Genomic DNA, 13,710 nt, shown 5'->3' with positions numbered 1-13,710 from the left:
TATGCTCTATCTCCTTTTATGGCTAATTGTTCTAGGGGGTTCCGTATATTTCTTTAAGAAATCAGCTGGGACCCTCTCTCTTTTAAAACCAAACATAAATTCAATTATTTTTTATTACTCATTTTTAGTGTCAAGCTATTTGGGTACCCTTCTGATTGCCATGGGGATTGATGATTACTATATGATCAATCGTCTTACCCATGAAGAAAACCGCTGGATTGGTTTTTACGCAATCAGTTTTGTCATGCTCTTTTTCCCTTTTGTTATGTTTTTAGTATCAAAACTGGTTGGCTTTGATGCCAAGAAAGAGTTTAATGGGTATCTTGAAAAGGATATCTCACTTCCCTTTTCGGAGAAGAATGAATTCTTTTTATTGTTTGCTATGATTTCATTTGTTTCATTGGCAGCAATTGGTTATACATTTTTAAAGACTGCTCACGTCCCGATTCTAGAGCTTATTTTAAGAAGGACGGACCTATCACCAGGAGAACTACGAATTGAAGCACAGCGGAATTTCGGTGGCAACGTACTGATTAGGAATATCTTTGCGATTGGCTTAACACCGATTCTTTCATTAATTGCCTATGTTTATTCTGTGAAAACCAATGAAGTCAAATGGAAGCTACTGTTTTTAGCGCTATTTGCTGGTGCAATCCTAATCAATGTGTATGACCTAGCAAAATCACCAATTTTCTTTTATATCATAATGTTTTTGTTATTAAGGATGTATATTGGAAATTTACATTTTAATTGGAGAAGGCTCACTGCTTGGGGTTTCACTGGTTTTGTTATCCTAATTGGAATGTATATAGTTGTTCAGGGAGTTACAAGTCTTGAATCGTACTTGTCTTACAATCATGGTCCCATCGGTCGAATTATTTTCGCACAAATAGCACCAACCTATCTGCACCTTGATACATTCCCGGATTCGGTTCCATTCTTAAAAGGGGAAAGCTTGCCTGCCTCGTTAATTAATTTATTTGACATGGAACAGGTTCGATCTGCACGATTGGTTATGGCGCGTGTTTTTCCTGAAAAAATAGAAGAAGGAACAGCAGGAGTTTTAAATACATTGTTTATTGCTGAAGCATATGCCAATTGGGGCTATATTGGCATATTAGCAGGAACTTTTTATGTGGCTACTTTTGTACAGACCATGTATATTGTCTTTTTAAAATTACCAAAAAATCCTGTCTTTTTAAGTTTGTTTATTTATTTTTCAGTGAATATACCGAGAACGTTGGTAGGCGGCTTTACTGACTTTTTGTTTAATCCAATTTGGGTTATGATTACCTGTTTATTTGTCGGAATTCTTCTATTTATTCGGATTCGAATTGATGTCCGACAAAAGCGAAAATCAAGAATAGGGGTTTAAGGAGAAGAATATGAAATCAGTTTTGCTCTATTATCCGTTTCAACTTGCTGAAAATGCCAATAGTGGTTCGAAGCTGCGTCCTAAAAAGATCTACAGTGCCTTTGTTGAATGGGGAAAACAGAATGACGTAGAAATCTTACTTTTATCCGGCCATTCCAAGGATAGAGAAGCGTTATTTAATGAGTGGCAAAGGACTGGAAAGCTCGATCATCTTTTATTTTGTTATATGGAGAACCAGACCATTCCGTTTTGGCTAACAGACCCTGGACATAAACCAAAGAAGCCGTTTATCGATTCTAAGGTAATGAAATTTTTGAAAAAGAAAAATGTCCCTGTTGGTGTCTTTTACAGGGATGTTTATTGGAAGTTTGATGAACTTTATCCACTTAAGGGCATGAAGAAAACAGTCATGCAAAGTATTTACCGCTTAGAGGAAAAATTTTACGAAAAGTACTGCGAGGTCATTTTCCTTCCCAGTGATGCGATGAGCGAATACGTGAACATTCAAAAGCAACTGGTATCATTACCTCCAGGTGGTACACCAGTTTCTATTCAAGACGATATAAAATCAAGTGATGGTCCAAGCCAAGGACTTTATGTTGGCGGGATAAATAACGAAGAATACGGTCTATTTTTATTGCTTGATGCATTAGAAATTGTTAATAAGCAGAATAAAGTTTGCGAGCTAACCGTTGTGTGCAGAGAAGATGAATATAGTAAGCTTCCAGATGGGAAAAAAGGCAGGCTCACAGAGCTTGGTGTCACCGTAAAGCATATCAGTGGAAATGAATTGAATGATCTCTACGGTAAAATGGATTTTGCTTTTATTCCACGATATAGAAGCACGTATAATGACTTTTCCGTGCCTGTGAAATTAGTCGAGTATTTGTCCTATCACCTTCCAATAGTTGCTACATATTGTGAAGCTCAGAAGGACATTATTGAGACAGATCAGTACGGTATTGTTTGCGAGGACAATCCAGAATCGATGGCAAAGGCAATTGTCGAAATGAGCCGTGATGCTAAAAAATATGAGTTGAATATTAAACAAACCTTTGTTAAAAAACACTCATGGTTATCACGGGTAGAGAAAATTAAGGATTGCCTACTCAAGGAGGATTTATGAAAGTACTGTTATTAGCTCCGAGTAAATCAATCCATACACAAAAATGGGCCTTATTTTACAAAAATAATGGGATTGAGGTAAAGGTTGTGACGTTTTCCGACCATTACTCCGAGGAAAATGCCAGAGATATCGACACAATCGTCCTCCCTAAGCTATTACCTGGGAAATTATCGTATATTTCGAGTGTTTTTGCACTTAAAAAGGTCTTAAAACAATTTAAACCCGACATTCTTCACGCGCATTATGTGTCAAGTTATGGTTTTATTGGAGCATTGGCGAATTACCATACCTTTTATGTTTCTGTCTGGGGAAGGGATATTTTCCAATTTCCACAGCAAGGCAATCTTAACCGCCGAATTGTGGACTTTACGCTCAAAAAAGCAGATGTTATTTGTTCTACCAGCCATGTAATGGCAAAGGAAACAAATAAATATACAGATAAAAAGATTTATATCACTCCGTTTGGCGTCGATTTAGCGAAGTTCAAACCTGTAGGAGGCATGAAAACGGGGGAAACCTTCACGCTTGGAACGGTTAAGGCTTTATCTGATAAATACGGAATTGCAGATCTCATTCATGCGTTTGCGACAATCCATAAGTCCTATCCTACTTCCAATTTATTAATTGTTGGTGATGGACCACAGCGAGCGGAATATGAGGAATTGACGCGAACATTAGGAATTGATGCTATAACCACTTTTACCGGAAGAGTTCTTAACGATAAAGTCCCAGAATATATCAATAAAATGGATATATTCGCAGTACCTTCAACAGAGGATAGCGAAAGCTTTGGGGTTGCAGCAGTTGAGTCAATGGCATGTGGTATTCCTGTTGTTGTCTCAAATGTCGGCGGTCTTCCAGAGGTTGTTTTAGAAGGGAAAACCGGCTTTGTTGTGGAAAAAGAAAATCCGAGCCAGCTTGCAGATGCGTTCATCAAATTACTCGAGGATCCAGAGCTTCGTCGGAAAATGGGTCTAAACGGGATTGAACATGTCAAAGAAAACTACAATTGGCTCGATAATGCAAATGGTATGTTAAACTTATATGAGGAAACCTTGAATAAGGGGATGAAATCATGATTAAAAAAGCAGTCATTCCAGCAGCAGGTTTAGGAACACGTTTCCTACCTGCAACGAAAGCACAGCCAAAAGAAATGCTGCCGATTGTTGATAAGCCAACCATCCAATATATTATTGAAGAAGCAGTGAAATCGGGCATCGAAGATATTATTATTGTGACAGGTAGGAGCAAACGAGCTATCGAAGACCATTTTGATAAGTCGGTTGAATTGGAAATGCTGTTACAGAAAACAGGTAAGTTTGAAATGCTTGAGGTTGTTGAACGTATATCCAATATGGTCGACATCCATTATGTTCGTCAGAAAGAACCACTAGGTTTGGGTCATGCTGTCCTATGTGCCCGTAAATTTATTGGCAATGAACCATTTGCCGTTTTACTTGGTGATGATATTGTCGACAGTGAAGTACCAGCCTTAAAACAAATGATTGAGCAGTATGATCAAGTTCAATCAACCATCCTTGGCTGTAACGAGGTACCACGTTCAGAAACGGACAAATACGGGATTGTTGACTATACAGAACAAATTGGCGAATTATACAAAGTGAAAAGTCTTGTTGAAAAGCCAGCAGTGGAAGATGCTCCTTCAACGCAGGCAATTGTTGGCCGCTATATTTTAACACCAACTATCTTTGATATGTTAGAGCAAATCGGGCCTGATAAAAAGGGTGAGATTCAACTAACAGACGCAATTGACAAACTGCTAGGGGAAGAATCAATCTATTCCTATATTCTAAAAGGTAAGCGGTATGATGTCGGTGATAAATTTGGTTTCCTTCAGGCATCGATCGACTTCGCCATGCAACGCCCAGATTTAAGACCAAAATTACAAGCATATCTAAAACAAATCATTCGATAGTAATGGAGTCTGAAAATGAGAGTAATTTATTTGTGTCAACATTTTCCACCTGAAACGGGTGCTCCACAAATTCGCGTTTACGAGGTTAGTAAAGAATTGCTCAGTAGAGGCCATCAGGTGGAAGTACTTACCGCATTCCCACACCATCCAAAAGGTGTAATTCCAGAAGAGTACAAGGGAATGTTTTACTTATTTGAAAATTGGGAAGGTATTCCTGTTCACCGTTCTTGGATTTACCCATCACCAAAGGGTAGCTTCTGGAAACGGCTAGCATCTTATTTTTCTTTTACATTTAGTGCGTTTTATTCAATTTTTAAATCAAAACCAACCGATGTGATTATTTGTAACTCCCCACCGCTCTTTCTTGGGATTACCGGCTATTTCGGAGCAAAGCTGAAACGTGCAAAATTCGTTTTCAACGTTGCTGATATTTGGCCTGAATCTGCGGTTGAGTTAGGAATTTTGAAAAATAAGCGATTTATCCAAATGGCTGAATGGCTAGAAAATTGGCTTTATAAAAAGTCGTGGAAAATCGCAACCGCAACAGACGGTATCCGGGATTATATCATCCGCAAGGGTAAAAAGCCGGAAGATGTATTTTTATTGCCAAATGGTGTGAATACAGATACCTTTTTACCAATGGCTAAGGATACCGCGCTTTTAAAAGAAATAGGGATTGAAGGTAAAAAGGTATTCATGTACGCGGGTAACCTTGGGTATGCACAAGGGCTAGATTCTATCTTGGAAACAGCAGCACTTGTGAAAGAGACAGATCCAAATGCTCACTTCTTATTTGTAGGTGATGGACAGGAACGAGAAAAGTTGCTGAAAATGAAAGAAGATCTTGAGCTTTCTAATGTTACCTTTTATGGGTCCGTGCCCGTTTCTGAAATGCCACGAATGTTTTCAATTGCTGATTTCAGCATTGTCTCCCTTCGCAATATTAAGCTATTTGAAGGGGCAAGACCGTCGAAAATTTTCCCAGCCCTTTCATCCGGAACTCCGGTATTATACTGCGGAGCCGGCGAGAGTGCAGATATCTTAAATGAATACCATTGTGGAAAAATTGCTCCTCCGGAGAATCCAGAAGGAATTGCCGAAGCAGTAAAGGAACTCTGCAAATTGCCCGATGAAGAATTTGCGGCAATGTGTAAAAACGGCCGTGAACTGGCAATCAGCCAATACTCATGGAAGAGTATCGTTGATGATCTTCTGAATAACATGAGTGAATTGGAAAAGAGTAGAGGACATTAAATTTTATAAGCTGCATTGATTCAAGAATTTTTTGAATCAGTGCAGTTTTTTTGGTTAATTTTGGATGGTGCCTGTCACCTTTATTTTCGTTCTCCATCATGAGGGCAAATAAGCGTAGTTTAGTGAAGCACCCACAACTTACACATCAGAACAACAAAAAAAGCATGAATTCGATTACGAATTCATGCAATATACTACTTTGAACCTGTTGTATCAGGTAACTATTGAATTTTTGGATGGTGCTTGGTGTTCTAACTTAATTGGTAATTATCTGGAGGGTGCCTGTCACCTCGAAACTGTTGTTCCCTGAAAATAGTGCTGGATAATTTGCTCGGCGGTCCAGCCTTGTTCGGCGTATCCTTTGGCTCCGTATTGGCTCATTCCGATGCGATGGCCCCAACCTTTTCCGTTAAGTGTCACTGAGGTGACTTCTCCGGTTCCTGGGGTTCCACTGCTGGATACAACGCCTGTGGAGGTTTGAATGGATACGTCAGAGCCATCTAGTGTGACTACTCCGCTTGCTGTTTGAACGGTTTGACCGTTTAAATCGGTAACAGCTTCTATGCCAGTCGTTGTTTGGACTGACAAATCAGTAGGAGCTGCTGCTTTTGAGACGGTCATCGTAAACCAGTTGGAGTCTATTTCGTAATAATGGGATGCTTTAGTAGTAGGGAAGAGTTTCCGGATTACTCCTTCATCCCCTGTGATCGTTTTATCGCCTGCAGATGTTTTCACCGTTACACCAGATACTTCTCCGTTTGCTCCAGTTGCCTTTAGGCTTGCATCTAAAAGCTTTGTTGTGGTATCTGTAAAACCAAATGATTTTAATAGAGTTGATGCAGGGAATGTTTCTGTCCATGTACTGTTTGGTGATACCTCGAAAGGATCGGCAACAGAAACATAGTAGGGCTTAGCGTAAGCACCATTCCAAACGTCCCCATAATTGGCAGTCTGTCCACCACTTGTAGAGAAGAAAAAGGCCATAATGGGTTTGCCTGCAAATTCTGCCATTAATCCTTCAGTTTCTTTAATAGCTGCATTCGATCTTGAATCTTCGCCTGTGTAGCCCCGATACACCTGACTTGATGGAGTGCTCGTTAATCCCATTGATGTTTCCGCATAGCTTCTTGCTGCAATGGCTTGAGCCTTCAATGCTTCCTTTGGCCATGATGCTGGCATTTCACTTGGGACAACCCCTTTAAGGTAGTCTTCCATGTCCAAATAGTTTGTAACCCCAACATAACTTCCATTTTTCACAAAAGAAAAACTACCCCGATATGAAATACCATTGCTTAGTGCTGCAATTGAAGGGAGTATATTAGGTAATTCTTGTACCTTAAACCCTGTTGAAGAAGTCTGTGTAACTCCAGTAAAACTGATCTCAATTGCTGTTCCGTTATTCTTAACCGTAACAACCGAATTTGCAGGAATGGGAGTAGTCAATCCTGTATCATTATTACTAAGCTGATATGTGTTCGTTAATGTAAGTGTTAAACTTGTAGCTTTATAGACAGATACATTGACAACGTTTGGGTAGATGGTTGGTTCATCTGCCTTCGATAAAGATGGGACAGAAATCAGCATCATGATAAAAGCAAGGATAGGTAATAATTTTTTCAAATTATTTCACCTCTCCAAGTGTGCTAATCATCCAACCACTTATTCCTGATGAGGTTTTAACATTATACCAAGATTCTCCTAAACTATTTGTAAAGGATTGAATGTATTGAAGTGTCGTTCCTTTAGGAATTAGGCCAATAATTGCGTAACCAGTAGATGCTCCTTTGCGAAGATTGACTTCTCCAAACGTTACAACAGTAGTAGCACTTGCAGCACTGCTGGCTTTATTTGTAGAAACATCACCAGAATAAATCCAGCCTTTCACTGTTGATGAAATGGATACTCTGTACCAAAGTCCAGTAGACGCTTTAAACGTATCAATTACCGATAAAGAATTGCCACTATACTTCGTTGCGATAACTTTATAGGATGTTGCGGCACCAGAATAGATGCGCACAGAGCTTTTGTTCACATATACAACCGTTGGTGTTGTTGGAGTAGTCGTTCCGCTGCCAGCTTTTAAGCTATCAATTTCCTTTTGTTGTTCAGTAATAGTTGCTTGAAGACTTGTAATCTTTGAATCCAGAGAAGAAACTTTCGTATTAATGGGATCAATTTGTGTTTTTACCCAATCAACACTTGCTAACACTACATTACTAGTCGCGTTCATCGCGGACGGGGTAAACATAATCGCGCCTGCACCGATACCAATAGTTAATGACAATCCTGCTACCAATTTTTTAGACTTTTTCATTTTTCTCCTCCTTAAAAATATGTGAAAAAATGATTTGGGTGTAATCAAATTAGAAAACCCAAATCATTTACATAGATCAATAACATTAAACTATCCCGTTGATATGTGGAGTGTGAAATCCTTTAAATATTACAAAAAAATTAGAAGTTATTAAAATAGTCTTCAAGTCCCTGTCTGATTCCAATTGCGGCCTTTTGGCGGAAATCATTTGAACGGAGTAAGGCCTCTTCTTTAGGGTTAGAAATGTATGCTAACTCAACAAGAACGCTTGGTAGCTCATTCATTCTATTAACATAGAAATCTTGTTCTTTGACACCTCTATCATAGGTGCTTAAACTAGCATACAATTTTTCCTGAATCGATTGGCCTAAGAGACGACTTCTTGGTCCATTGAAGTTTACGGATGTATTGTAATACGTCGTTGTTCCAGTTGAAGTAGTTGAGAACGAATCAGAATGAATACTAATAAAAGCATCTGCATCAGACATGTTAGCAATATCGGTTCTTTGTGAAAGCTCTAAGAAAATATCAGTGCTTCTTGTTAACGTTACAATTGCACCTGCATTTTCAAGCTCCGTTTTTACTAAAAGAGCTGTGCCTAAATTGGCATCCTTTTCTCTTAAACCATTCGGTCCAATTGCACCCGTATCTTTGCCACCATGTCCTGCATCAATGATAATCTTTTTCCCAAGCATGCCTGTTGGTAAAACTTTTATCGAAACCTTATTGTTGTAATTACGCAATGTAAAAGTGTACCCTGGTGCAAATGTAAGAATAACAGCCTTTTCATTTGTGTTGGACTGAACGGTTTTAATCGATTGAATTCCGGCCACATTAAAGGAAGGAAGTTCAACATCTGTAATACCTTGTGTCAGCTTTAATTGATTAGCTGTTGCCGAATAAGTAAAGTTAAAATCAATCGGTTTCTGCCAGACTAAATAGCTATCTTCACCATCAACATAGGTTGTAGGAGAAATGAATCTTTTTAGAGAAATTGGTGAAGTTTGATTTTTTAAAATCCAGCCGCGTTTTCCAGTGGAAGTTTCAACATTGACCCATCCATTAACTTCTTGCAAAGTTAAGAGTTTATCGTTTTCCTTTAGATAAAGGGAGACTGCATATGTAGTGGAAGCCCCTTTACGGACTACAGCACGATTTAAAGCATAGACATATGAAAGGTCTGCAGTTGATTGCATCAATTCATATTGTGGTGTCCAGCCTGTTTTTCCAGTAGGGGTTTTGATTTGCAACCACGTTTGTTTTTTAGAATTAACGAATTCATTTAAAACAGTAACTTTACTGTAATAAGGTATTTTTTCGACAACACTGTAATTATACGTTGCTCCTTTATAAAGGACAGCATTTTTCGTTCCAACTAGTAGCGTTTTTCCTACTTGAGTTGGTTGCTGTTGCAATACATCAGTAGATGTAGAGTTTGGATCAAGCGCCGCACCCATTACCCAACCAATCAAACTGCCCGATTGAATTCGGAACCACTGTTCACCGCTAGCGTTTGTAAAAGTAGCTAATTGTGTAACCATTTGATCTTTGGTCAATGTTCCGACTGATGGATAAGCTGTTGTTGCACCTTTATGAACGATAGCTTTATCCGTATAAACGGTCATTTCGGTAGTTGTTGGCGGTTGAGTATCTGAAGCCGTTGCAGTCGCATCAGTTTTTAAAAAATCTGCTTCCACCCAGCCAATTAGATTACCACTCTCAATTCGATACCACTTTTCTCCAATACTATTTTGAAAGCTATCAATCACTTTCACCTTTGTTCCATTAGATAGAGTTCCAATGACTTGATAGGAGACTGTTGCTCCCTTGCGAATGTTCACATTTGATTCAATGACTGTCGCATATTGAACATCTGTACTATTTGCAAACAATGTCGAAATACCCCAGCCCATTCCATTTCCTAAATCGACATGATACCACTTTTCACCAGTAGAATTTGTGAATTCACCAGTAACTGTTACTTGTTGACCTGAATCCAAGGATTTTACGATAGGATAGGCCGTTGTTGCACCTTTTCGTATTTCGACTTTCTCTTGAACAGTCATTTTAACTGGAAAAGAAGCATTTTCTGCACTGGCGAGGGTAGGAAACAAAATAGATGACGCCAATACAGTAGTAGCTATAAACTTTTTCACTTTATCCCTCCGTCGACAATTTTTTTGCCATATCTGTTATTCTATCAAAAAATGTAAAACGTTCCAATCGGAAGAAAGTTCTATTTTCACTAATTATTAGATTAAAAATTAAGAAATTTCATGATAGGTGAGCCCCTAAGGGCGGTGACAGAGACGTAGTTGCCCTTAGGGGCTAGCAAAATTTATGAATATAAATTCTGATTAGCTAAAAAAAGAGAGCAATGATATGCTCTCTTTTAAACTATTAGTTATTGCTGCCAGCTGTGGAGGAGTCCAATTTTAAAGCAGCTCTAAGTGTTTGATTGTTCTCATCCAATGAGCTTTGGTCAGGGCCGAAATAATAAATATTGTTTATATATTCATCTTTGCCTTCGAGTTTAAGGTTGTTAATTTGAGTAGATTTTAATTTTGAGTAGAGCTTTATAAAGCTTGCAAGTTTAGAAGGTGGAATATTTGTTTTAACGTTATCGCCAAGATCACCTAGAATATTGTCAATTTTTGTAATTGAGCTAAAGGAAGTACCTTTGTCGATAATGGTCTTAATGACTTGCTTTTGCCTCTCATTTCGTCCGAAATCACCGTGCGGATCACTCTTACGCATGCGAACATAAGCAAGTGCTTGATTTCCGTTTAAGTCCATGCTTCCTTGATGGAAGGTTTTCCATTTTAAGCTTTTTGTTAGTTGTGCTTTAAATGTGAATGGAACGTCTACTTTCACGCCACCAAGTGTATTGACAATATCTTCAAAGCCTTCAAAGTTTGTTGTAATGTAGTAATCAATTGGAACATCAAAAAGCTCATTTACTGCACCAATCGTTGCTTCAATTCCGCCATGGCTGTATGCGCTATTAATTTTTGATCTTTCATCCGCAGCTGGAATATAGGTGCGTGTATCCCTTGGAATGCTTAATTCATAAACCTGTTTTGTCTCTGGATTAACGGTAATTAGCAGTAATACATCGGATCTTCCTTTTCCACCATCCTGGTTTTCGATTCCAGCTAGTAATATCGTAAAAGGATCCTTTGTGATGGTAACTTCTTGATCACGGTACTTTTTCATCTTAGAAGTATCCAACTTTTGATAGATTTTACTTGATGCATTTTTTGCACTATTGATTACATCATATGAAAAATAAGAGATGAAGCCGATAATAATAATTACGAGGAAAGTGGTTATCCAACGCCCCCAACGGATTCTCTTTTTTTTCTTTCTCATCGACCTTGAAACGGCCATATATTATCCCTACTTTTTGATGATTATTTTCAAGTGTTCACAATGTTCTATTTTATAAAATTTTTGTATTTTCGTAAATAAAAATTTTATTCGCTATTTATTTTATTTTTCCATGTAAAGTAAATTTCCCTTTTCTATTTCTGCTTTACCATTGGTGAGATCAATTATCCAGTCTTCGAAAAGCCCATTCAATTCCTCCGTCACAAAGACGTCAAATTTAACCTTATCCAGATAATGGATTTCTTTTATCTCGTAGGATGAGGATCGCAATTCATTTTCAACTTTCCCAAGCAAGGTATAGTCGACTGTCACGTGCATAACTAGCATTAATATGCGTTCGACAACTCCTGTTTCCATAATTCCTTCCGAGGTCGCCTTCCCATATGCACGAATTAGCCCGCCCGCTCCTAATTTAATTCCGCCGAAATATCGCGTGACGACAACCACCGTATCTTTAAGCTTTTTCTTTTTTAACACTTCAAGGATCGGTACGCCAGCTGTCCCACTAGGTTCGCCATCATCATTCGCTTTTTGAATTTGGTTACTTTCACCAATTAAATAGGCTGAACAATTATGGGAAGCGTTCCAGTACTTCTTTTTAATAGATTGGATAAATTCCTGTGCTTGCTCTTCTGTTTCCGCTCTAAAAACGTGGGCGATAAATCGTGATTTTTCAATAACGATTTCATGTTCGCCACTTTCTTTTACAGTAAAGTATCGGGATAGCATGGGTAGGCTCCTTTCTTTCCTAATAGTGTTCATGAGTTCAACTTAGGACCCAAGGAGGGGTTATTTCCTTTAGCTAATCAGAATGTATATCCATAAATTCTGCTAGCGCATAAGTGCAACTTGGCAAACGCCGGCGCTAAGGAAGTTTTCTTTAAAATAAAAAAATATTGCCTTCCTATTATAATTCGACTTATGGTAAAAGGAAAAGAAATTTGTCGAACGTAATAAAACTTTAATATAGAAGGAATAATGTCATGGTATAATAAAGCATATTTTAAGTGTGTAAAAATAGGAAAATAGATACAGAAAGCTATCTTCTTTATGCAACTTTATAACGAATTTTGATGGTTTGTCCATTAGAAATAGTATCTTGGCACACTTAACGTTAAAATATCTATTAAAGCCAGAAGGGTCGACAATACCTGGAGGAATTACATATGAAAATAAAAAAGTTTGATACGAAGGCCCTTGATGAGATCCTTGGAAAAATGATTGAAACAGTTGGAGAAAGCAAGAGTGAAATTTTCCGAATTAGCGAACAATGTCGTCAAGATTTTGAAACATTGTCAGATGAATTACAAAGTATCAAACAAATTGTCTACAAGGTGATTGATGATGGTGACCTTTTGGAGGGACAAGTACGGCTTGCTCGGAATTTTCTATCAGAAGTAAGCAGGAATTTCACGCAATTTACTGAGACGGAGGTTCGTGAAGCATACGAAAAAGCACACCAGCTTCAAATGGATCTAACCTTAAACCGGCAGACTGAAAAGCAGCTTCGCGAGCGCAGGGATGACCTTGAACGTAGGCTGATCGGAATCAATGAAACCATAGAAAGAGCTGAACATCTTGTTTCCCAGATCTCTGTCGTCATGAATTATTTAACCAGCGATTTAAAACAGATGGGTGAAGTAATCGAAGATGCAAAGGCTAAACAGGACTTTGGTTTAAAAATTATTGAAGCGCAGGAAGATGAGCGGAAGCGCCTATCAAGAGAAATTCATGATGGGCCTGCGCAAATGCTTGCGAATGTGATCATGCGCTCTGATTTAATTGAACGAGTTTATCGAGAAAGAGGCGGGGAAGAAGCATTAATAGAAGTGCGAAGCTTCAAAAAAATGGTGCGTTCTGCCCTTTATGAGGTCAGGAGAATTATTTATGACCTAAGACCAATGGCTTTAGATGATCTTGGCCTTGTTCCGACACTTAGAAAGTATTTACAAACGATTGAAGAATATCATCATATTTCTAGGATTGAATTTGTGAATATTGGTTTGGAGAAGAGACTGCCACCTAAACATGAGGTGGCTTTATTCCGGCTGATTCAGGAGTCGGTACAAAATGCTTTGAAGCATGCAGACGCAAAGGATATCGTCGTTAAGGTCGAGATTGCCAAGTCAGCAATCAATGTTTCAATTAAGGATAACGGAGTCGGCTTTGATGTGTGTAGAAAAGATCCCGCGTCCTTTGGGATTATTGGTATGAAGGAACGAGTTGAGTTGCTAAATGGGCAAATTTCAATTGATTCAATCATTGGAAAGGGAACCACAGTGTTAATTCGTGTTCCGCTTGAAGAGTAATTTTTA

11 protein-coding genes are annotated in these 13,710 nt (G+C 38.4%); 6 read left to right on the top strand and 5 right to left on the bottom strand.

What is annotated here, in order from left to right; translation table 11 throughout:
• Position 1 precedes the first annotated feature (1 nt).
• From RCG20_RS09555 to RCG20_RS09535, 5 genes are read left to right on the top strand one after another with little or no spacing between them, the layout of a single operon-like run.
• Positions 2–1,375 (top strand): O-antigen polymerase, encoded by a 1,374-nt coding sequence (locus RCG20_RS09555; RefSeq protein ID WP_308184003.1) that lies wholly within the window; start codon positions 2–4, stop codon positions 1,373–1,375.
• A gap of 10 nt (positions 1,376–1,385) precedes the next feature.
• Entirely contained in the window at positions 1,386–2,501 is a 1,116-nt protein-coding gene (locus RCG20_RS09550; protein WP_308184002.1) for a glycosyltransferase, read from the top strand.
• The gene (locus RCG20_RS09545; protein WP_308184001.1) at positions 2,498–3,580 is read left to right on the top strand and encodes a glycosyltransferase; all 1,083 of its coding nucleotides are present in this window, start codon (positions 2,498–2,500) and stop codon (positions 3,578–3,580) included. Before RCG20_RS09550 ends, RCG20_RS09545 begins: the two co-directional genes overlap by 4 nt.
• Positions 3,577–4,437 carry a UTP--glucose-1-phosphate uridylyltransferase GalU gene (gene galU, locus RCG20_RS09540; protein WP_308184000.1) on the top strand — a complete coding sequence of 287 codons (861 nt, stop codon included), beginning with the start codon at positions 3,577–3,579 and terminating at the stop codon, positions 4,435–4,437. Before RCG20_RS09545 ends, galU begins: the two co-directional genes overlap by 4 nt.
• A 15-nt stretch (positions 4,438–4,452) precedes the next feature.
• Positions 4,453–5,691 (top strand): glycosyltransferase family 4 protein, encoded by a 1,239-nt coding sequence (locus RCG20_RS09535; protein ID WP_308183999.1) that lies wholly within the window; start codon positions 4,453–4,455, stop codon positions 5,689–5,691.
• Between the two features lie 285 nt (positions 5,692–5,976).
• On the opposite strand, the gene RCG20_RS09530 is transcribed toward RCG20_RS09535, so the two are convergent.
• The 5 genes from RCG20_RS09530 to RCG20_RS09510 all read right to left on the bottom strand — a co-directional run bounded on the left by RCG20_RS09530 (position 5,977) and on the right by RCG20_RS09510 (position 12,124).
• Positions 5,977–7,311 (bottom strand): SpoIID/LytB domain-containing protein, encoded by a 1,335-nt coding sequence (locus RCG20_RS09530; RefSeq protein WP_308183998.1) that lies wholly within the window; start codon positions 7,309–7,311, stop codon positions 5,977–5,979.
• Between the two features lies 1 nt (position 7,312).
• Complete coding sequence (locus RCG20_RS09525; RefSeq protein ID WP_308183997.1) at positions 7,313–8,005, bottom strand: SH3 domain-containing protein; 693 nt, start codon at positions 8,003–8,005, stop codon at positions 7,313–7,315.
• A gap of 140 nt (positions 8,006–8,145) precedes the next feature.
• Positions 8,146–10,161: an N-acetylmuramoyl-L-alanine amidase family protein gene (locus tag RCG20_RS09520; protein WP_308183996.1), complete on the bottom strand. Its 2,016-nt coding sequence runs from the start codon at positions 10,159–10,161 to the stop codon at positions 8,146–8,148.
• A gap of 244 nt (positions 10,162–10,405) precedes the next feature.
• Complete coding sequence (locus RCG20_RS09515; RefSeq protein ID WP_308183995.1) at positions 10,406–11,395, bottom strand: LCP family protein; 990 nt, start codon at positions 11,393–11,395, stop codon at positions 10,406–10,408.
• A 102-nt stretch (positions 11,396–11,497) separates the two neighbouring features.
• On the bottom strand, positions 11,498–12,124 hold the full coding sequence (locus tag RCG20_RS09510; RefSeq protein ID WP_308183994.1) for a YigZ family protein: 627 nt from the start codon (positions 12,122–12,124) through the stop codon (positions 11,498–11,500).
• Positions 12,125–12,561: 437 nt separating this feature from the next.
• Here RCG20_RS09510 and RCG20_RS09505 point away from each other — a divergent pair, with 437 nt between their 5' ends.
• Positions 12,562–13,704: a sensor histidine kinase gene (locus RCG20_RS09505; protein WP_308183993.1), complete on the top strand. Its 1,143-nt coding sequence runs from the start codon at positions 12,562–12,564 to the stop codon at positions 13,702–13,704.
• Positions 13,705–13,710: the final 6 nt, after the last annotated feature.

This window comes from Neobacillus sp. PS3-40, assembly GCF_030915485.1.
In the GTDB taxonomy this organism is placed as follows: Bacteria; Bacillota; Bacilli; order Bacillales; family Cytobacillaceae; genus JAUZPL01.
Note: the sequence above shows the minus strand (reverse complement) of the source record. Positions and strands in the feature narration are given on the sequence as shown.